Below are 20197 nucleotides of genomic sequence, written 5' to 3'. Positions count from 1 at the left end.
AGAGTGCCCAGCCTCACCGTCACAGAAGCTCGCACCATGCTGCCGCGCGCCGAACAGAAGCTACAGACCCGCCAGGCCCTGCTTGATGCCGCCTGCCAGCTCATGGAGAGTGGCCGTGGTTTCGGCAGTATCAGCCTGCGCGAAGTGGCAAAGACCGCCGGCATCGTGCCCACCGGCTTCTACCGGCATTTCTCCGACATGGACGCCCTGGGCCTGGCCCTGGTGGCCGAGGTCGACGCCACGTTCCGCCAGACTATTCGCCTGGTGCGCCACAACGAATTCGAGCTGGGCGGCATTACTGACGCCTCGGTGCGTATCTTTCTCGACGTGGTCGCCGCCCACCGCGCACAGTTCCTGTTCCTCGCCCGCGAGCAGTACGGCGGTTCGCAGGCAGTCCGCCAGGCCATTGCCCGCCTGCGCCAGGACATCAGCGACGACCTGGCTACCGACCTTGCGCGGATGAAGCGCTGGCAGCACCTGGACAGCGCAGCGCTGGCGGTGATGGCCGACCTGGTGGTGAAGACCGTGTTTGCCACCCTGCCGGAACTGATCGACAGCCCGGAGCGGGGTTATCCACAGGCGCTGACGCCACAGGAAAAGATCACCCAGCAGTTGCGCTTCATCTTCGTCGGCGCGCGCCACTGGCAAGGGTTGGGCAACCCAGGCTGATCGCTTGCCTGTACTGGCCTTCTTCGCCGGCACAGCTACCGAAAACCCCAGTTCTGCTACCATGGCGGCCTGCCCGATAGCGACGAGCGCTTAAATGTCCAACCCCCGCCTGACCCTGCCCGAACTGGCCCGCTTCAACCAGCATTTCGCCGAACGCATCGTGCCGTTGTGGCAAGGCCCGGGTTGGAACGCTGATATGGCGCTACCCTACGAGGCCCTCGACGCCGAGCACCAGCCGTTACCGGTGCAACGCTACCGGGCCATGGCCTGCGCGCGACAGCTGTACCTGTTCAGCAGCCGCATCGGGCAGCCCGGCGCCGCCGAACGTGCGGCCGCCCTGTTCCGCTCGTTGCAGAAGCACTTCCACGACGCCGAACACGGCGGCTGGTTCTACAGCATCGACGCCCAGGGCAAGCCGCTGGACCGGCGCAAGGACCTGTATACCCATGCCTTCATCGTGTTCGCCTGCGCGCACTACTGGGGCAAGGTGCGCGAAAGCCTGGTGGAGTCCACCTTGAATGCAGCGCTGGACGTCATCGACCAGCAGTTCGCCCGTGACGATGGCTTGTACGAAGCCAGCCTGGGCGAGGACTGGGCCGACCTGGGCAGCGGCCCGCTGCAGAACCCGCAGATGCATCTGGCCGAAGCGTTCCTGCAAGTGCTGGCAGTACGTGAAGACGAACATACCCGGCAGTCGCTGCTGCAGCTGTGCGAAGCCCTGCAGGCGCACTTCATCGAACCGGCCCATGGCCTGATGCTGGAAAAACCACGTGGTGCTGTGGATAACTGGTTCGAGCCAGGGCATCAGTTCGAGTGGTTCTATCTACTGCATACCTCGCCGTTGCTGCGAGACACGCCGCTGCATGCGTCTATCGAGCGGGCGTTCGGCTTTGCCGAGCAGCACGGGGTAAAGGATGGGGCAGTACTGGCGATGCTGGCTGTGGATGGCCAGGTACTGGATGCCACCCAGCGCATCTGGGCGCAGGCTGAATATCTGCGGGCGTTGGTGTTGCGCGTAGGCGGCGAGGCGAAGCTGGCGGGGCAGCTGCAGGCGCTGGAAGCGCGATTCCTGCGGCAAGCGGGCTGGTATGAATGCCGGGACGGCGAGGGAGCGGTCAGCCGGCATGACATGCCTTCAACCACCCCCTACCACCTGGCGACGTGCCTGGAAGGCTTGCAACGCCTGGGCTGACGCTTCAGCGGCCCTGCATGACGCCAGACATGCGCATTGCCCCTGTAGGAGCGGCCTTGTGCCGCGAAAGGGCTGCAGAGCAGCCCCGGCAATTTGTGCATCTGCGCTGAAACACTGGGGCTGTTCTGCAGCCCTTTCGCGGCACAAGGCCGGATTACCCGCGAAGAAGACCACCGGGGTGGATTGCACGGGCTTCGCCTGTGTTCGCGGGCAAGCCCGCTCCCACAGGGACCGCGCCAGCTTTTAGAAATTGAGCAAGACAGTTGCTCCTACAAAGGGTGCACTAGCCGGCCGGTGGAAACTCAACTCTTGGCGGACCGGTCTATGGCGAACCCTGCCCAGTCCTGGCTCACCGGCATCAGCTCCAGGCTGTTGATATTGATATGCGCCGGCTGGTTGAGGATCCAGAAAATGGTCTCGGCGATGTCCTGCGGCTGGATTGGCTCGGCACCGGCGTAGGTCGCATCGTACTTGGCCTGGTCACCGCCGAAGCGCACCAGGGAGAACTCGCTCTCGCACAGGCCCGGCTCGATATTGCTCACACGCACGCCGGTGCCGCGCAGGTCGCAGCGCAGGCTCAGCGAAAACTGGCCGACGAACGCCTTGGTACCGCCATACACGTTGCTGCCCGGGTACGGGTAGTTGCCTGCCACCGAACCCACGTTGAGGATCGAGGCGCCGCGGCCGTGGGCGATCAGCCGTGGCAGCAGCAGGCGTGTGGTGTACATCAGCCCCTTGATGTTGGTGTCGACCATGGTTTCCCAGTCGTCCAGGCTGCAGTTTTGCGCCGCATCCACGCCCAGCGCGAGGCCAGCGTTGTTAACCAGGCCGCGCAACTTGTCGAAGCCTGCCGGCAGGTTGGCGATGGCCTGCTCCATGGCCTTGCGGTCCCGCACATCGAGCACCAGCCCATGTACTTCGGTCTTGGCCGACAATTCGGCACACAGGGCATCGAGGCGCTCCTTGCGACGGCCGGTGAGCACCAGTTTCCAGCCGGCTTCGGCGAAGCGGCGGGCCGTGGCCTCGCCGAATCCGGAAGTCGCGCCAGTGATGAATACGGTGGACGTCATGCTCTGTTCCTCACGGTAGGTTGTCATCAGCAGCCTTGCAGCATGCCCGCGCCAGACGCTGGCAGCAAGTCGTCGAGGTCGCTGGTCATTTTTTGCTCATGCGCGGCAAACCCTTGTTGCAGAGAGCCCGGCGCCAACTATGCGCACGTTATCCACAAGGCTTTCCCCATGGATTGGGGGCAACTCGTCTGTTGGGCAGAACCCTTTCAGCGCTGGATGGTCGGTGGATATCTTCAGGTGATGGCGCAAGGCTTTCAAACATGCCGCGTGCAGCGGTCTGTCCAAGGGTTTTTCACATAGTTATCCACAGGCACTTCGCGGCGTTGAGCCTGCATGCAGGCTTCGTCAAAACAGCAGAAATCTTCAATCGGAGGCAACTGATCAAAAAATGACCATGACGCTGCACCCCTTGTAGATAAAGGGATAGCGCCAAGTGCCACCATGTTTTCCACAGGCGGTTCCACACTAACCGTGGAAAACATCAGCGTGTGGAAACAATGATTTGCGACAGGTTTGTGGAGTAAATCGGGAAGGATGTGAAACAGGTTGTCCACAACAGAAACGGGGCTGCCTTCGCAGCCCCGGAGACCCTTCAATGACCGCCCAGATAAGCGTTGCGCACTTCCTCGTTGACCAGCAGCTCTTGCCCTGTACCGGTCATGCGAATCTGCCCGTTGACCATCACATAGGCCCGATCAGACAGTTTCAGCGCATGGTTGGCATTCTGCTCGACCAGGAAGATGGTCATCCCGGTCTTGGCCAGCTCGCGCAGGGTCGCGAAGATCTGCTTGACCACGATCGGCGCCAGCCCCAGCGATGGCTCGTCCAGCAACAGCAACTTCGGACGGCTCATCAGCGCCCGGGCAATCGCCAGCATCTGCTGCTCGCCACCGGACATGGTCATGGCCCGCTGGTTGCGTCGCTCCTTCAGCCGCGGGAACAGCTCGTACATGCGCTGCATGTCTGCATCGGCATGCTTGTCGCCGATGGGGATGGTGCCCATCATCAGGTTTTCCTCGACGGTCATGTCGGGGAACACCCGGCGCCCTTCCGGCGACTGGGCGATGCCGTTGGAAGCGATGTAGTGCGACGATTTGCGGGTAATGTCGGTGCCGCGATAGACGATATGCCCTGACGCTGCCCGCGGCTGGCCGAAAATCGACATCAGCAAGGTCGACTTGCCGGCACCGTTGGCGCCGATCAGGCTGACCGTCTCGCCCTCGTTGATGTGCATCGACACCTTTTTCAGCGCCTGGATCGGCCCGTAGAAGACGTCCAGGTCCTTCAGTTCGAGAATGGGCGCACTCATACCAGTTCCTCTTCATCGGCACCCAGGTAGGCGGCGATCACCGTCGGGTTGTGGCGGATATCCTGCGGCGCGCCTTCGGCAATCACGTTGCCATGGTCGAGCACCACGATATGGTCGGAAATACTCATGACCATGCCCATGTCATGCTCGATCAGCACCACGGTGATGTCGTGCTCGTCACGCAGCACGCGGATCATGCGGCTAAGGGCCTCGGTTTCCTGCGGGTTGAGGCCCGCCGCCGGTTCGTCCAGGCAGATGATTTTCGGCCGCGTGCACATGGCCCGGGCGATTTCCAGGCGGCGCTGCTGGCCGTACGACAATTCACCGGCCAGGCGGTTGGCGCAATCGACCAGGTCGACCACTTCCAACCAGTAGAACGCATGGTCTAGCGCATCGCTTTCAGCCTTGCGGTAGGCCTTGGTGTTGAGCACCCCGGCCAGCAGGTTGCGGTTGACCCACATGTGCTGGGCCACCAGCAGGTTTTCTACCACCGACATTTCCTTGAACAGGCGAATGTTCTGGAAGGTGCGTGCCAGGCCGGCGCGGTTGACCAGGTGGGTACCGCCGAACATCTTGTAGTAGAGGCGGTTGGCAAAGCGCGCCGGCGAGACGAAGTCGGCAGCCTGGAAGCGCTCGCCGAGCAGCTGGATGACATTGGTGTGGCTGCCGCGCACGTTCAGTTCGATACGCCCGCCGCTGGCCTTGTAGAAACCGGTGAGGCAGTTGAACACCGTGGTCTTGCCGGCGCCGTTGGGGCCGATCAGGGCGAAGATCTGGTTGCGCCTGACCTTCAGGCTGACATCGCTGAGCGCCTTGATGCCACCGAACTGCATCATCAGGTTGTCGACCGAGAGAATGATATCGTCGCTCATGGCGCCACTCCTTTACGCGGGGTCACACCGGTACGGCTGATGCGGATCAGCCCACGCGGTCGCCAGATCATCATCAACACCATGAGCACACCGAACAGCAGCACCCGGTATTCCGAGAAGCTGCGCAGCAGCTCTGGCGCCACGGTGAGGACGAAGGCCGCGATCACCACGCCAACGGTCGAGCCCATCCCGCCGAGCACGACGATGGCAAGAATCAGTGCCGACTCGAAGAAGGTGAACGACGACGGGTTGACGAAGCCCTGGTAGGTCGCGAAGAACACCCCCGCCAGGCCAGCAGTAGAGGCGCCCAGGGTGAACGCCGAAAGTTTCACCAATACATGGTTCAGGCCCATCGAGCGGCAGGCGATCTCGTCCTCGCGCAACGCCTCCCAGGCCCGGCCGACCGGCATGCGGGTCAGGCGGTGCTTGATGTACAGCACCGCCAGCACGACCATGAACAGCACGGCGTAGATGAACACGAACTTGAGGTTAGCGTTGTATTCGAAGCCGAAGAACTCGTGGATCGGTACCCCACCGTCCTTGGCCCGGCGGCCGAATTCCAGGCCGAAGAAGGTCGGCGATGGCGCCGGCATGCCGTTCGGGCCACCGGTGAACGACAGCCAGTTGTTCAGTACCAGGCGGATGATCTCACCGAAGCCCAGGGTCACGATCGCCAGATAGTCACCGTGCATCCGCAGCACCGGGAAGCCGAGGATGCAACCCGCCAGCGCCGCTGCGATGGCCGCCAGTGGCAGCACGCTCCAGAAGCCCAGGCCGAGGTACTGGTAGCCCAGCGCCAGGCCGTAGGCGCCGATGGCGTAGAACGCCACGTAGCCGAGGTCGAGCAGGCCGGCCAGGCCGACCACGATGTTCAGGCCGAGGCCGAGCAGCACGTAGATCAGGCCAAGGATGACCACGGTCAACAGGTACTTGTTGGCGAAGATCGGGAAGACGATGGCAATCACCACCAGCGCCGGAATGATGTAGCGCAGCCGCGACACGTAGTCCGGCGCGCGCACATGCACACCCGAGCCACCACTTTCGAAGCCCTGTAGCATGCGCGTACCGGCGGCGGTCTGCAGGTACAGGCTGAGCAGGAAGCGCCCCAGCATCACCCCGCCGACCAGCCAGGCCACGCGACGCGGCTCGGCATTGAAGCTGTAGCCATCGAGGACCACGCCGACGACCGGGCCAAATACGATGAGTGCCAGCAGGCCGGCGACGATGGTCTCCAGCAGGCTGCGTTTAAGGTCGAAACCCTTGGTTTCGGGTACAGCGGCAGTTTTGGCAATGGACATGTTCACACCTTAGCCACGAGCGGGCGACCCAGCAGGCCTTGCGGGCGGAAGATAAGGATCATCACCAGCAGCGAGAAGCTGAACACGTCCTTGTAGTCGGAGTTGATCAGGCCAGAGAACAGCGACTCGGAAATACCCAGGATGATCCCGCCGAGCATGGCGCCAGGCAGCGAGCCGATCCCGCCGAGCACCGCGGCGGTAAAGGCCTTGATGCCGATGATGAAGCCGGCATAGAAGTCGAAGGTGCCGTAGTTCATGGTGATCAGCACGCCGGCCAGCGCGGCCATTACCGCACCGATCACGAACACGTAGGAAATCACCCGGTCGGTATTGATGCCCAGGATCGAGGCCATCTTGCGGTCTTGCTGGGTAGCCCGGCACATGCGGCCGAGCTTGGTGTACTTGATGACGTAGGTGAGCAGGCCCATGCCCACGAATGCGGCCACCAGGATGAAGATCTTGGTGTAGGTCAGTTGCACGAAGCCGGTGCCGACTTCGACGCGCCAGGCGCCTTCGAGCAGGGTCGGCACGCCTTGCTGGCGGGCACCCTGGCTGATCTGCGCATAGTTCTGCAAGATCAGCGAAATGCCGATGGCACTGATCAGCGGTGCCAGGCGGGTGGAGTTGCGCAGGGGTTTGTAGGCGATGCGTTCAATGGTGAAGCCGTACACGCCGGTGACGACGATGGTGAACAACAGGGTGCCCAGCATCAGCAGGGGGAACGACTCGATACCGAAGTAAGCCAGCAATGCCAGGCTGATTGCCGCGAGGTACGCGGAAATCATGTACACCTCGCCGTGCGCGAAGTTGATCATGCCGATGATGCCATAGACCATTGTGTAGCCGATGGCGATCAGGCCATAGACCGACCCGAGGGTCAGGCCGTTGACCAGTTGCTGCAGGAAAATACCATCCATAACGCAATCTCACCTGATTGAGATTGCACGAGCGCCGACCACGGCGGGCCTTGGGACTAGGCGGCCCTCGCAGCGCAGTACTGTGCAGATCTACGGATAAAGACAGGTACCGCGGGGCTTGGGCCCGGGCGTGAACCCGGGCCGTGGGCCGTTGTTATTTTTGTTTTTCCAGCTGGTGGTACTTGCCTTGGGCATCCCACTGGTAGACCACGTAGTCGGACACGGTCAGGTCACCCTTCTTGTCCCACTTCTTCTCGCCCATGACGGTCTGCACCGGGTTGGCCTTGAGCCACTCGGCAGCGTCTTCGCCCTTGTTCGACTTGGCGCCGTTGAACGCAGCGGCCAAGGCCTGCAGCGAAGCGTAGGCGTACAGGGTGTAGCCTTCAGGCTCGGTGCCGTTCTTGCGGAATTCCTCAACCACTGCCTTGCTGTCCGGCAACAGGCGCGGGTCGGCACCGAAAGTCATGTACACGCCATCGACGTACTGCGCGCCGCCTGCAGTGGATACCAGTTCGTCGGTGACGATGCCGTCATCGGACATGAACTTGACGTCCTTCAGGCCTTGCTCGCGCAGTTGGCGCACCAGCGGGCCGGCTTCCGGGTGCAGGCCGCCGAAGTACACCACGTCGGCACCGGTGGAGCGGATCTTGGTGACCACGGCGCTGAAGTCTTTCTCGCCACGGGTCAGGCCTTCGTACAGCACCGGCTTGACACCGCGTTTCTCCAGCTGCGCCTTGGTCGCGTCGGCCAGGCCCTGGCCGTAGGTGTCCTTGTCGTGCAGCACCGCGACCTTCTTGCCCTTGAGCACGTCGACGATGTAGTCACCAGCGACGATGCCCTGCTGGTCGTCACGCCCACACATGCGGAACATCGCGGAAAGGCCGCGCTCGGTCACCTGCGGGTTGGTCGAGCCCGGGGTGATGGCAATGACCCCAGCCTCGTCATACACCTCGGAAGCCGGGATGGTATTGGAAGAACAGAAGTGGCCGACCACGCCGATCACCTTGTCCTGGTCGACCAGACGGTTGGCCACGGCCACGGCCTGCTTCGGTTCGCAGGCGTCATCGCCCTTGACCAGGACGATCTTCTCGCCGTTCACGCCACCGGCGGCGTTGATCTTGTCGGCCGCTGCCTGCGCACCTTTCATGTACTGCTCGCCAAACGCTGCGTTTGCCCCAGTCATGGGGCCCGCTACACCGATCTTGACGTCGGCCTGAACATACGAAGAAACACCCAGTGCCGTAGCTACGGCCAGAGCCAGGAAACCTTTCTTGTAAAACGTCTGCGACATGAGGTGGTGCTCCTAGAGTTTTTTTGGTTGGCACTACAACTTCTCAGCCCTGTGCTCCGAGCAAGGGCCGTGCCATCGGTTTTGTCTTCCGGGAAAACACACCGTAGAGGGCGTCTGCAGGCGACCGACGGCCTTTTCTTTATTGAGCGTGCAACCGTCTGCCGTGCGGCGGGCGCCACCACACGTACAGACAAGGAGCAACCGCTGGGTGCCATCATTGCAACCCTGCCAAGTGTTTACGTGCAACCGGCCTGTAACAGCAGACGTCACCGAACTGCACACTGCTGGTGCGCGACTGCTACAGGCGGCACCGTTTCAAGGCTGGCGGGTGCACCGAAACACACGGTGTTTTGGCTGTTCCGACCTCTTCGCGGGCACGCCCGCTTGCCCATGAACAGCTCAAAAGTGCCCGTTGCGAGGAAGCTGTAGAAGCGGGCATTTCCGCAAAGCGGCCTGTACAGCCACAACAAGGCGCAAAAGGCTGGCACAATGTCCGCCATTCGCCGCTTCCGGAGCCCCCTTGATGAGCGAGAGCGCATTCGCCGAGCGCATCGTGCACAACCTGCTCGACACCGACTTCTACAAACTCACGATGATGCAGGGCGTGTTGCACAACTACCCGGACGCCGACGTCGAATGGGAATTCCGCTGCCGCAATGGCGAGGACCTGCGCCCCTATCTCGGCGAGATCCGCAACCAGCTGGAAAAGCTCAGCGACCTTACCCTCGACGACGGCCAGCTGGCCTTCCTCGAACGCATCAGCTTCCTCAAACCCGACTTCCTGCGTTTTCTCCGGCTGTTCCGCTTCAACCTGCGTTACGTGCGCCTGGGAATAGAAGACAACCAGCTGTTCCTGCGCCTGCAAGGCCCGTGGCTGCATGTGATCCTGTTCGAAGTGCCGCTGCTGGCGATCATCAGCGAAGTGCGCAACCGCCACCTGCACCCTCGCATGCGCCTGGCCGAAGCGCGCGACCAGCTATACCGCAAGTTCGACTGGCTGCGCGCACATGCCAGCGCCGATGAACTGGCCGAGTTGCAAGTGGCCGACTTCGGCACCCGCCGACGTTTTTCCAGCCGTGTGCAGGAAGAAGTGGTGCGCGTGCTGCGCGACGACTTCCCGGCCCGTTTCGTCGGCACCAGCAACGTCGACCTGGCATGGAAACTGGATATCAAGCCGTTGGGCACCATGGCCCACGAATGGATCATGGCCCACCAGCAACTCGGCCCGCGCCTGATCGACAGCCAGATCGCCGCGCTGGACTGCTGGGTGCGCGAGTACCGCGGCCTGCTCGGCATCGCCCTGACCGACTGCATCACCATGGATGCCTTCCTCGGCGATTTCGACCTGTACTTCGCCAAGCTGTTCGATGGCTTGCGGCATGACTCTGGCGAACCGGTGGCCTGGGCAGAAAAGGCCATCGCCCACTACCAGAAACTGGGTATCGACCCGATGACCAAGACCCTGGTGTTCTCCGATGGTCTCAACCTGACCCGTTCCCTGGAAATCTTCCGCGCGTTGCGCGGTCGCATCAACGTGAGCTTTGGCATCGGCACCAACCTCACCTGTGACATCCCGGGCGTGGCGCCGATGAGCATCGTGCTTAAAATGACCGACTGCAATGGCGCGCCCGTGGCGAAAATTTCCGACGAAGCCGCCAAGACCCAATGCCGCGACGAGAACTTCGTCGCCTATATGCGCCACGTATTCAAAGTCCCCAGCAAGGAGTAACCCATGCAAGCGGTTCAGCAAGAGATTGCCCAGGCGCTGAAGGTACAGCCGCCGTTCGCCGACGCCGCCGCGCTCGAGGCCGAAGTGGCCCGGCGCGTGGCGTTCATCAAGGATTGCCTGGCCAACGCCCGGCTCAAGACCCTGGTGCTGGGCATCAGCGGCGGCGTCGACTCGCTGGCCGCCGCCTTGCTCGCCCAGCGCGCCATCAACGAGCTGCGTGCCGAAACCGGTGACAAGGCCTATACCTTCATCGCCGTGCGCCTGCCGTATCACGTGCAGCATGACGAGCACGATGCCCAGGCGTGCCTGGAGGTGATCAAGGCCGATGAAGTGCACACGGTCGATATCGCCCCGGCGGTGAAGGCCCTGGCAGCCGAAGTGGTCGAGCTGAAGAACGGCTCTCCGACGCTGGTCGACTTCGTCGTTGGCAACGTCAAGGCTCGTACCCGCATGGTAGCCCAGTACACCATCGCCGGTGCCCGTGGCGGCCTGGTGATCGGCACCGACCACGCCGCCGAGGCGGTAATGGGCTTCTTTACCAAGTTCGGCGATGGGGCCTGCGACCTGGCGCCGCTGAGCGGGCTGGTGAAAAACCAGGTGCGGGCAATTGCGCGCAGCTTTGGCGCGCCGGAATCACTGGTGGAGAAAGTGCCGACCGCAGACCTGGAAGACCTGGCGCCGGGCAAGCCGGATGAAGCGTCCCATGGCGTGACCTACCAGCAGATCGATGCCTTCCTGCATGGGCTGCCGGTTGACCAGGAAGCGTTCGACATCATCGTCGCCACCTACCGCAAGACCCAGCACAAGCGCGAACTCCCGTTCGCCCCTTGATCAAGCCGTAGAAAGACCTGTGGGAGCGGGTTCACCCGCGAATACGATGGTAAAACCACCGACGCATTCGCGGGTGAACCCACTCCCACAGGGTTCACCGTCAGGCTTTGATTACTTGACGACGACCTTGCCCTTCATCATCGAGATGTGGCCCGGGAAGGTGCAGAAGAAGCTGTAGTCGCCACCGGCTTCCAGTTTGCTGGTGTCGAACTTCACTTCGGTTTCTTTTTCAGGCGCGCCAATCATCTTGGTGTGGGCGATGATCGCGGCGTTGTCAGCCTTGATGTAGTCCTTGTCCAGGCCTTGGCTCATGCCCTCGGTGGCGATGCCCTGCATGTCGGCAGTCTTGCTGATCACCAGGTTGTGGCCCATGACGTTCTTCGCCAGGCTACCGGAGTGGGTGAGTTTGACAGTGAATTCCTTGCAGCTCTTGTCGACGGTGATTTCCTTGGTGTTGTAGGACATCTGGTCGGTCGAGTCGACAGTCACCGAGCACTCGGCTGCGAAGACAGAGGCGCTGGCGAGGGTCAGCAGGGATACCGCTACAGCTTTCGCAAACATCATGAATCTCCTTGGCAGGGTTTTATCAATTGCGAGACTGCCTGAAACCGTTCAGCCCCTTGCTGATATGGGTCAAGGTGCTGTCAAGCGGCCAGCCAGTAGAATTGTTCAATCGATTGTATACAACCAATTCAAGAGCACATCATGCCCTTTTATTGGACGATGGGACAACCTCTCATTTAGGAGCAATACGAAATGACCCTTGGTAGCCTGATGAACAGCCTGCTGGCAGCCTACGCCCATGGCGCGACGGGGGCGATCTGTGAATTCTCCCGCCCGGAGTGAAACCTGCCGTGGAACGCCCCGCACGGGCCTTACCCTGTCTGGCAATTGCATGAATAACTAACGCACCCGGCCGGGTAACTGTTGCTGAACTTGAGGCCCTATCCTCTTCAGGTTCCAGCCATGAACGCTACCAAGCCCCCCTTCGTTCCGCCCTACGCCGCGTGGAACACCCCAAGACTCGACAACATCGCGCGCCTGCGCGAGTACTGCCTGACACTGGAGGCGCCGGAAGATTTCGGCAGACAGCAGTGGGCCGTACAGGCGCTCGCGCAGGTAGGCCAGCCCACGCCGACCTCGGCAGCGGCGCTGCAGGCGTTGCGCTTGCACTTGGGCGACCTGCAGGAGCTGCTGCTCGACCACCTCATCCGCCATAGCGCCGACGCTCACCCGCTGTTGAGCACTGAACAAAATCGCCTGATTGCCGAGGAGATGGCCGCTGCATTCGAGCCTGGCCAGGGCATTCTGTTCGACGCCATCCTTGCAGCCTGGGGTGAAGAGGAGAATATTCAAGACAGGTTTCACCAACCGGCTACGTTGCTGGCCGATGCCGAACAAGCGCCGTGCATGCGTGACCTCGTGGCCCGCGTCCAGCAAGCCTTGCAGTGGTTCGGTTCGGACGGCAGCGAACCCCAGTCGCCCATTCTCCGACTGAAACTGTTGCGCCACTGCCTGGCCTTGGCCCTGGCTCCGGACAACGACCTGCTGGGCTTCGATTTCACCAGCCCCAGCCATGCGGGCATGACCATCGACGAAATCTTCACCGCGCTGGATGAGCACCTGCTCAGGGGCAGAGCATTGACCCAGCACAGCCACCTGACACTTGCCCGCTACCTGCTCATGCCCCGTTTCCCGGCGGCCTGGCAGATCAGCGACCTGCCAGGCGAGATGGTCTATCGCAGCAGTGCCCGCTGGGTCCATTTCCAGAGCGCCGTGAACCTCGGCGAGCTGCTCAGCCCAGGCGACACACGCCGCAAGTCCAGCACGGAAATCCTGCTGCTGCCTCACTCATTGAAAAAACGCCATCCAGTTGACTTTGCGCCGCTGTTTGAGAGCGCTTCGAACCAACCGGTGCTGGAGTGGGCGGTGGCCAATGCCAAGATTGCAGCGTCGCCCAACGAGACGTTCAGTGAAGCCGATGTGAACCAGGCGTATGCCGACTTCCAGGCTTACCAGATGCAGTTGCTCGACTGCGTCGCCAAGCTGTCCATCCCCATGCCCGTGCGTTTCGAGATGGCCAAGGCGCAATTGCGCAAACATGGCATCGACCCGGAAACGCCGTGCTATTCGACAGAGCCCATCAGAGGCGCCGGAGGCTTCGTCACCTCGGACAGAACCCACTCGCGTCCTGCCTGGGAGGTCTATACCTCAGGTGATTTCGCGACCTGGAACCCATTGAACAGCCGTAGCCTGGCGGCACTGGGCCTGCCGGACATCAGCGCCAGGTTCGAGCGTGATTTCGACACCTGGCTCGCCAGCTTCGAAACCGCGCTGAAGTGGCAACTCACGGAACTGCTGGCTCAGTTGCCTGTCTCGGAGCGCCATTTCATTGAACAGGCTGAGCTTGAACTGTTTCAGGTGAGGGTGGCGAGTGGGCGAACGGTCAGCCATGACGAGACCACGGGCATCAGCCACCTGGTCGGCCGCGCCGGGTTGCTGATACGGGTGCTCAAATCAGGCAAACGGCGTTGCTATGAAGTGTTCCCATGGGCGGGAGAAATTGTTCGGCGTGGCGACTTCAAGTTTAGTGAAGGGGGCCAGATCCGCTATCCTGAGCCATTCCACGGCAACCCGTTGGGTTCGAACACCCACTCCGGCTGGCACTCCGGCACCCGCCAGGCGCTGGACTGGGATGCCTATCAGGGCTTGGCACTACCGCGAAGCGGGCAGAAATCCAGCGTCATCATTCAACGCATCGCTCACATCCCGGGTGGCGACAGTTCCTTCCGGCAACTTCTCGAACGTTTCGCCTCCGTGGCCTGCGCAACGCACTTCCTGGCAGACACGGCCAGCCTTCGCCAGCAGGCCAAGGGCATGACCGACAGTGAGGCGCCAAATCGGCTATACACCTTGCTCAAGGCCGCCATTCCATTCTGGAAGCCTGTCGAGGACATCCTCCAGGGAGTCAGGGAAGACCGGCCCGGGCTGGTACGCCAAGGCATCGGAACCGGCCTGATGGACCTGATCATGATTGGAGCGCCTTTGAGACAGATTGGCTCCGCCAGCCGTGTCGCCTTGCAGCAACTGCACGCCGCTGCCTTGCGTACCCTCATCACTGGTTCCCGATCCGGCCTTCGTGCAGCCTATATCAGCGCGCGCCTGTGTATGCCCGCCCTGACGCGGTCATTCACCCGACTGTCGATCGTCGCCAGCCACAACATCGCAGGGATGGTCATTCCGTTTTACGGGCTGGTACACCTGTTGGGCAGCGCTGGACCGAAGATCCTGCAATTGACGGCAAGCGCACTTCGTCAACTGCGTAATGCCGTGAAAACCGTCAGGAAAACATTGGACAGGGTGAACTACAGTGCCGGCATGACGCAGGTAAAGCCCACCCTTGCAGGCGACTACCCGGGAAAACAGCCTGGCTATCAATTACGGCGCGTGGAACAGTGCCCCAGGGTTGTCACCCAATGGGTGCACTCAAGCCAGGAGAGCGCCTCTGCCCTCTACCTGGTTGACCTCCACACAGCCAGGCCCTACGGGCCAAGGCTGGTGGAGATCGACGACTTCGGTAGCCTGAGCCTGAGGCCGCCCGAGGTGTTGCCGATCAATAGCAGTGGGGCAGCGGCGCAGATCGTCGATTCATTGCCTGGCTTGTCCAAGCAGTGGGTGCGCTGGGGGGACGATCTCTTTCTGCAGTCCAACGACTTGTTATACAAACGGGTCGGCATGCAGCTACAGCGAGTCGACCCCGCCTCGCTACAAATCCAGAAACCGCTGGCGAACCTGCCCCGCTGTCGCCGCCCGCGCTATGGCCGAGGCAGGACTGTCTGCCTGATCGGCAGCGGAACGTTTCCCCGCGAGCATACTCCAGGCCGTGATGTCGTGCCGTGGTTCAACGACCGGACAGTACAGACGCGAAACTACAAGTACGTTTTCGACGGCAAGCCATGGCGGCTTCGAAACTTGCGACCAGTACCGAAAAACAGGGCGCTGGGCTATGACCAGTACAACCCCACCCTCGTAGTAGAGGTACTCGGCGGCAACGAGGTGTTCAAGGCGATCAAGATCCGGGGCGGCATTTATACAGGCTTCAGCGAAAGCCACACGCTCTCTGCGGTGCTCGCCCCCCGCCGCTCGGATGGCGTCACATTCCTGGTGACACGTGTCGACCCGGGCGTTTACTACAGCGGGCGCTGGAGCCCGGGCGATGGCGCAGTAACGCTTGTGAAGTTCCGCCCAAGCAGCCCCATCCCGGCATCCCCCGATGAGAACGACACCCTCGCCTTGATCTACGCTGGCAGTTACGACGCCCATGTGAAGATCCTTCCGCTGAGCGCGGAAGAACTGGACGCACAGCTTGCGAAAGTCACCCAACACCTGGCGAACTATCGTGGCCTGCCGCAGTTCGATGTGTTCATGAGCAACCATTTCGACATGGGCACCACGGCAGCACAGGCTGCGCTGTATTGCCACTTTACCCAGCTGCGCCTCAACCAGACTGCGCGAGCCACGGCGACGTCATGGGGTACGGTCAGCCGACACACAGCTAGTCCGGACCTCAACGATATTGCCACCCAACTCAATCGGATTCTCAGCCCACGGCAACGCTGGGACATTGACCGCATAACCCGCCCCACGGCTGTCAGGGCCATTGCCGGGCAACAGAACCTGGCCTACCTGAAACTCACCTTCAATACCACGCCCACCACATCCGCAGTCTATTTCAGCGTGTCGGGACACGCAGGCAACGGGTTCGAAACGAAGCTTACGCGCTTCCTCAAAGGGGCAGATTCGCCAATCTTTTCCGGATGGCGGAGAGAAGGGAACGTCGCGGTCGGCCCGGACGGTACTCGCTATATCGATGCGCAACCAACCCGCGGCGAACTGAGAAGGCGCAAGCCCGCATTTGCGCTTCCCGATACATCGACGCCGTGGAAGTTCGTCAAAAGCAACCCGAACCCCAGAATGCGTGATTCGGAAAACCACATTCTGGAAAGGCTCAAGGCCGATGGCATCGACTTCGAAAGCATCAGTTCAGCAACCTTGTACTCCAAGCTGCCCGTTTGCCCGTCGTGCACCGAAGTGCTGTTCAAGTTGCAGAGCCTGATGCGCAACGGCAGCCTTCGGGTGTTCGAAGGCTTGCCGAATACGCCTTGAACCATTGATCAGCGCGGGATCACGGGCTGCCGCGGCTTCTTGCCCTTGCCGCCCTTGCCCGCTTCCTTGCGCTCCTTGGCCGCCTGCTGGTTACGCGCAAACGCCTCGGCCTTGGCCTTCTCGCGCTTGTCCCACGGCTTGCTGCCATCGCTGCCACGTGGCGGCAGGCCGGTGTGCTGAGTAAGGACCTTCTGCTCCTTGCCCACCTTGTGGCTACCCGCCGGGGTCGAGTTCTTGCGGCGCGCGCTCTGGTAACTGTCGGTCTGTGGCTGGTGCAACGGGATCAGCTGGTGCTTGCCCGGCCCGATCAGGTCGGCGCGGCCCATGCGCTGCAGCGCTTCACGCAGCATCGGCCAGCCCTTCGGGTCGTGGTAGCGCAGGAACGCCTTGTGCAGGCGACGCTGCTCCTCGCTCTTGACGATTTCCACGCCTTCGCTCTTGTAGGTCACCTTGCGCAGCGGGTTCTTGCCCGAGTGGTACATGGCCGTGGCCGAGGCCATCGGCGACGGGTAGAACGCCTGCACCTGGTCAGCGCGGAAGCCATTGCCCTTCAGCCACAGCGCCAGGTTCATCATGTCTTCGTCGGTGGTGCCCGGGTGCGCGGCAATGAAGTACGGGATCAGGTACTGCTCCTTGCCCGCCTCTTTCGAGAACTTCTCGAACATACGCTTGAAGCGGTCGTAGGTACCGATGCCCGGCTTCATCATCTTGTCCAGCGGGCCACGCTCGGTATGCTCCGGGGCGATCTTCAGGTAGCCGCCGACGTGGTGGGTGACCAGCTCCTTGACGTATTCCGGCGACTCCACGGCCAGGTCGTAACGCAGGCCCGAAGCAATCAGGATCTTCTTCACACCTGGCAGGGCACGCGCCTTGCGGTACAGCTCGATCAGCGAGCTGTGGTCGGTGTTGAGGTTCTCGCAGATGCCAGGGAACACGCACGACGGCTTGCGACAGTGCTTCTCGATGTCAGGGCTCTTGCAGGCGATGCGGTACATGTTGGCGGTCGGGCCGCCCAGGTCGGAGACCACGCCGGTAAAGCCCGGCACCTTGTCGCGCATCTCCTCGATCTCGTGCAGGATCGACTCGTGCGAACGGTTCTGGATGATGCGGCCTTCGTGCTCGGTGATCGAGCAGAAGGTGCAGCCACCGAAGCAGCCGCGCATGATGTTCACCGAGAAACGGATCATCTCGTAGGCCGGGATGCGCTCCTTGCCATAGGCCGGGTGAGGCACACGGGCGTACGGCATGCCGAACACGTAGTCCATTTCCTCGGTGGTCATGGGAATGGGTGGCGGGTTGAACCACACATCCACTTCACCATGTTTCTGCACCAGGGCACGGGCGTTGCCGGGGTTGGTTTCCAGGTGCAGCACCCGGTTGGCATGGGCATACAGCACCGGGTCGTTACGCACCTTCTCGAACGACGGCAGGCGGATGACCGACTTGTCGCGGGTCATGCGCGGGCTGTCGAGAATCTGCACCACCTTGGCTTCGTTCGGGTCTTCGACCTCGCCCTTGGCCTGCTCGATGGCGCAGGCCTGGGTGTCCTGGGTGTTCACGTACGGGTTGATGATCTTGTCCACGCGGCCCGGGCGGTCGATGCGCGTGGAATCGATCTCGTACCAGCCTTCGGGAGTATCGCGGCGCACGAAGGCAGTACCGCGTACGTCAGTGATGCTTTCGATCTTCTCGCCACTGGCCAGGCGCTGGGCCACCTCAACCACTGCACGCTCGGCGTTGCCGAACAACAGGATGTCGGCGCTGGCGTCGATCAGGATCGAATGGCGCACCTTGTCCTGCCAGTAGTCGTAGTGGGCGATCCGGCGCAGCGACGCTTCGATGCCACCCAGCACGATCGGAACGTGCTTGTAGGCTTCCTTGCAGCGCTGGCTGTAGACCAGGCTGGCGCGGTCGGGGCGCTTGCCGGCCAGGCCGCCGGGAGTGTAGGCGTCGTCGGAACGAATCTTCTTGTCCGCGGTGTAGCGATTGATCATCGAGTCCATGTTGCCCGCAGCCACGCCGAAGAACAGGTTCGGCTCGCCGAGCTTCATGAAGTCGTCTTTCGACTGCCAGTTCGGCTGGGCGATGATGCCCACGCGGAAGCCCTGGGCCTCCAGCAGGCGGCCGATGATGGCCATGCCGAACGATGGGTGGTCGACGTAGGCATCGCCGGTCACGATGATGATGTCGCAGGAATCCCAGCCGAGCAGATCCATCTCCTCCCTGCTCATTGGCAGGAAAGGTGCTGGCCCGAAGCATTCGGCCCAGTACTTGGGATAGTCGTAGAGTGGTTTGGCTGCTTGCATGTCAGTGACCGGTTCTGGTGTGCAGGAAAATCGCGGGCGCGGAATATAGCACAAATTTTGACCAAATCCGACGATGGTTGTCGGATTCACGGATACCGATGAACAACGCCGCTCCTGCGCGCGCCCCGTTACTCGTCGTCGTCGAAGTTGTACATGCCCGGCGCAAGGTTCTCGAAGCGGGTGTACTTGCCGATGAACGCCAGGCGCACGAAGCCGATGGGGCCGTTACGCTGCTTGCCGATGATGATCTCCGCCACGCCCTTGTGCTCGGTCTCGGGGTGATACACCTCGTCGCGGTAGACGAACATGATCACGTCGGCGTCCTGCTCGATCGCACCGGACTCACGCAAGTCGGAGTTCACCGGGCGTTTGTTCGGGCGCTGTTCCAGGGAGCGGTTCAGCTGCGACAGGGCGATGACCGGGCAGTTGAATTCCTTGGCCAGGGCCTTGAGCGAGCGGGAGATCTCGGAAATCTCGTTGGTACGGTTGTCACCGGCCGACCCGGGGATCTGCATCAGCTGCAGGTAGTCGACCATGATCATGGCGATTTCGCCATGTTCACGAGCCAGGCGCCGGGTGCGCGCGCGCATTTCCGAAGGGCTGATGCCGGCGGTGTCGTCGATGAACAGCTTGCGGTCGTTGAGCAGGTTCACTGCCGAAGTCAGGCGCGGCCAGTCGTCGTCGTCGAGCTGGCCGGAACGCACCTTGGTCTGGTCGATACGGCCCAGCGACGACAGCATACGCATGATCAGCGATTCACCTGGCATCTCGAGGGAGAACACCAGGACCGCCTTGTCGGTACGCAGCACGGCGTTCTCCACCAGGTTCATGGCGAAGGTGGTCTTGCCCATCGACGGACGGCCGGCAACGATGATCAGGTCGGCCGGCTGCAGGCCGCTGGTCTTCTCGTCCAGGTCGGTGAAGCCGGTGGAAACACCGGTGATGTCGCTGTCGGAGTTGAACAGCGTGTCGATACGGTCGATGGCCATGGTCAACAATTCGTTGACCCCTACCGGGCCGCCGGTTTTCGGCCGCGCCTCGGCGATCTGGAAGATCTGCCGCTCGGCATCGTCGAGAATCTCTTCGGCATTGCGCCCCTGCGGGTTGAATGCGTTGTCGGCGATATCGGTACTGATGCTGATCAGCTGACGCAGGGTGGCCCGCTCGCGAATGATCGCGGCGTAGGCCTTGATGTTGGCCACCGACGGGGTGTTCTTGGCCAGTTCGGCCAGGTACGCCAGGCCGCCGACCTGCGAGGACAAGCCTTCCTTGTCCAGCTGCTCATGCAACGTGACCACGTCGAAGGGCTGGTTGGCGTCCGCCAGCTTGTGCACGGCACGGAAGATCAGGCGGTGGTCATGCCGATAGAAATCGCCATCCGACACCTGGTCCAGTACGCGCTCCCAGGCATTGTTATCCAGCATCAAGCCACCGAGCACGGCCTGTTCGGCCTCGATGGAATGCGGCGGCACCTTCAGGGCTGCGGTTTGCAGGTCAAGCTGTTCGGGGGTGGTAATCTCGTTCATGGCCACGAAAGAATTCTTGAG

General features: G+C 61.9%; 15 protein-coding genes. 5 read left to right on the top strand and 10 right to left on the bottom strand.

Annotated features, from left to right (window positions below):
• The first annotated feature begins 36 nt into the window (after positions 1 to 36).
• A complete protein-coding gene (locus QSV36_RS18870) occupies positions 37 to 669 on the top strand; it encodes a TetR family transcriptional regulator (protein WP_289133713.1) in 633 nt (210 codons plus the stop codon).
• Between the two features lie 94 nt (positions 670 to 763).
• Complete coding sequence (locus QSV36_RS18865) at positions 764 to 1861, top strand: AGE family epimerase/isomerase (protein WP_289133712.1); 1098 nt, start codon at positions 764 to 766, stop codon at positions 1859 to 1861.
• 302 nt (positions 1862 to 2163) lie between these two features.
• Here the strand turns inward: QSV36_RS18865 and QSV36_RS18860 are convergent, their stop codons facing one another.
• The 7 genes from QSV36_RS18860 to QSV36_RS18830 form a co-directional block, all read right to left on the bottom strand.
• A complete protein-coding gene (locus QSV36_RS18860) occupies positions 2164 to 2931 on the bottom strand; it encodes an SDR family oxidoreductase (protein WP_289133711.1) in 768 nt (255 codons plus the stop codon).
• A gap of 254 nt (positions 2932 to 3185) precedes the next feature.
• A complete protein-coding gene (locus QSV36_RS18855; RefSeq protein ID WP_289133710.1) occupies positions 3186 to 3485 on the bottom strand; it encodes a hypothetical protein in 300 nt (99 codons plus the stop codon).
• A 38-nt stretch (positions 3486 to 3523) separates the two neighbouring features.
• Positions 3524 to 4240: an ABC transporter ATP-binding protein gene (locus QSV36_RS18850; protein WP_289133709.1), complete on the bottom strand. Its 717-nt coding sequence runs from the start codon at positions 4238 to 4240 to the stop codon at positions 3524 to 3526.
• Complete coding sequence (locus tag QSV36_RS18845) at positions 4237 to 5112, bottom strand: ATP-binding cassette domain-containing protein (RefSeq protein ID WP_289133708.1); 876 nt, start codon at positions 5110 to 5112, stop codon at positions 4237 to 4239. Before QSV36_RS18845 ends, QSV36_RS18850 begins: the two co-directional genes overlap by 4 nt.
• On the bottom strand, positions 5109 to 6410 hold the full coding sequence (livM, locus tag QSV36_RS18840) for a high-affinity branched-chain amino acid ABC transporter permease LivM (RefSeq protein WP_186672592.1): 1302 nt from the start codon (positions 6408 to 6410) through the stop codon (positions 5109 to 5111). Before livM ends, QSV36_RS18845 begins: the two co-directional genes overlap by 4 nt.
• Positions 6411 to 6412: 2 nt before the next feature.
• Entirely contained in the window at positions 6413 to 7327 is a 915-nt protein-coding gene (locus tag QSV36_RS18835) for an ABC transporter permease subunit (protein WP_013974411.1), read from the bottom strand.
• Between the two features lie 154 nt (positions 7328 to 7481).
• The gene (locus QSV36_RS18830) at positions 7482 to 8618 is read right to left on the bottom strand and encodes a branched-chain amino acid ABC transporter substrate-binding protein (RefSeq protein ID WP_289133707.1); all 1137 of its coding nucleotides are present in this window, start codon (positions 8616 to 8618) and stop codon (positions 7482 to 7484) included.
• A 523-nt stretch (positions 8619 to 9141) separates the two neighbouring features.
• Here QSV36_RS18830 and pncB point away from each other — a divergent pair.
• Together pncB and nadE are read left to right on the top strand one after the other, a co-directional pair.
• Positions 9142 to 10347 carry a nicotinate phosphoribosyltransferase gene (pncB, locus tag QSV36_RS18825; RefSeq protein ID WP_289133706.1) on the top strand — a complete coding sequence of 402 codons (1206 nt, stop codon included), beginning with the start codon at positions 9142 to 9144 and terminating at the stop codon, positions 10345 to 10347.
• A gap of 3 nt (positions 10348 to 10350) precedes the next feature.
• Positions 10351 to 11178 carry an NAD(+) synthase gene (gene nadE / locus QSV36_RS18820; protein WP_289133705.1) on the top strand — a complete coding sequence of 276 codons (828 nt, stop codon included), beginning with the start codon at positions 10351 to 10353 and terminating at the stop codon, positions 11176 to 11178.
• A 111-nt stretch (positions 11179 to 11289) separates the two neighbouring features.
• On the opposite strand, the gene azu is transcribed toward nadE, so the two are convergent.
• Positions 11290 to 11739: an azurin gene (azu, locus tag QSV36_RS18815; RefSeq protein WP_289133704.1), complete on the bottom strand. Its 450-nt coding sequence runs from the start codon at positions 11737 to 11739 to the stop codon at positions 11290 to 11292.
• A 405-nt stretch (positions 11740 to 12144) separates the two neighbouring features.
• Here azu and QSV36_RS18810 point away from each other — a divergent pair, with 405 nt between their 5' ends.
• Positions 12145 to 16344: a hypothetical protein gene (locus QSV36_RS18810; protein WP_289133703.1), complete on the top strand. Its 4200-nt coding sequence runs from the start codon at positions 12145 to 12147 to the stop codon at positions 16342 to 16344.
• Positions 16345 to 16352: 8 nt separating this feature from the next.
• Here QSV36_RS18810 and QSV36_RS18805 read toward each other — a convergent pair whose 3' ends face one another.
• On the bottom strand, positions 16353 to 18650 hold the full coding sequence (locus QSV36_RS18805; RefSeq protein ID WP_225779426.1) for a YgiQ family radical SAM protein: 2298 nt from the start codon (positions 18648 to 18650) through the stop codon (positions 16353 to 16355).
• A 128-nt stretch (positions 18651 to 18778) separates the two neighbouring features.
• The gene (gene dnaB / locus QSV36_RS18800) at positions 18779 to 20176 is read right to left on the bottom strand and encodes a replicative DNA helicase (RefSeq protein WP_170033000.1); all 1398 of its coding nucleotides are present in this window, start codon (positions 20174 to 20176) and stop codon (positions 18779 to 18781) included.
• Positions 20177 to 20197 lie beyond the last annotated feature (21 nt).

This window comes from Pseudomonas sp. BCRC 81390, from assembly GCF_030341915.1.
Taxonomy (GTDB): domain Bacteria; phylum Pseudomonadota; class Gammaproteobacteria; order Pseudomonadales; family Pseudomonadaceae; genus Aquipseudomonas.
Note: the sequence above shows the minus strand (reverse complement) of the source record. Positions and strands in the feature narration are given on the sequence as shown.

Excerpts from the sequence above, each read along its gene's own strand:
- QSV36_RS18870 (WP_289133713.1), top strand. The coding sequence starts at position 37 with ATGCTGCCGCGCGCCGAACAGAAGCTACAGACCCGCCAGGCCCTGCTT.
- QSV36_RS18805 (WP_225779426.1), bottom strand. The coding sequence starts at position 18,650 with ATGCAAGCAGCCAAACCACTCTACGACTATCCCAAGTACTGGGCCGAA.
- QSV36_RS18835 (WP_013974411.1), bottom strand. The coding sequence starts at position 7,327 with ATGGATGGTATTTTCCTGCAGCAACTGGTCAACGGCCTGACCCTCGGG.
- QSV36_RS18860 (WP_289133711.1), bottom strand. The coding sequence starts at position 2,931 with ATGACGTCCACCGTATTCATCACTGGCGCGACTTCCGGATTCGGCGAG.
- QSV36_RS18850 (WP_289133709.1), bottom strand. The coding sequence starts at position 4,240 with ATGAGTGCGCCCATTCTCGAACTGAAGGACCTGGACGTCTTCTACGGG.
- dnaB (WP_170033000.1), bottom strand. The coding sequence starts at position 20,176 with ATGAACGAGATTACCACCCCCGAACAGCTTGACCTGCAAACCGCAGCC.
- QSV36_RS18830 (WP_289133707.1), bottom strand. The coding sequence starts at position 8,618 with ATGTCGCAGACGTTTTACAAGAAAGGTTTCCTGGCTCTGGCCGTAGCT.
- QSV36_RS18865 (WP_289133712.1), top strand. The coding sequence starts at position 764 with ATGTCCAACCCCCGCCTGACCCTGCCCGAACTGGCCCGCTTCAACCAG.
- QSV36_RS18810 (WP_289133703.1), top strand. The coding sequence starts at position 12,145 with ATGAACGCTACCAAGCCCCCCTTCGTTCCGCCCTACGCCGCGTGGAAC.
- azu (WP_289133704.1), bottom strand. The coding sequence starts at position 11,739 with ATGTTTGCGAAAGCTGTAGCGGTATCCCTGCTGACCCTCGCCAGCGCC.
- nadE (WP_289133705.1), top strand. The coding sequence starts at position 10,351 with ATGCAAGCGGTTCAGCAAGAGATTGCCCAGGCGCTGAAGGTACAGCCG.
- livM (WP_186672592.1), bottom strand. The coding sequence starts at position 6,410 with ATGTCCATTGCCAAAACTGCCGCTGTACCCGAAACCAAGGGTTTCGAC.
- pncB (WP_289133706.1), top strand. The coding sequence starts at position 9,142 with ATGAGCGAGAGCGCATTCGCCGAGCGCATCGTGCACAACCTGCTCGAC.
- QSV36_RS18845 (WP_289133708.1), bottom strand. The coding sequence starts at position 5,112 with ATGAGCGACGATATCATTCTCTCGGTCGACAACCTGATGATGCAGTTC.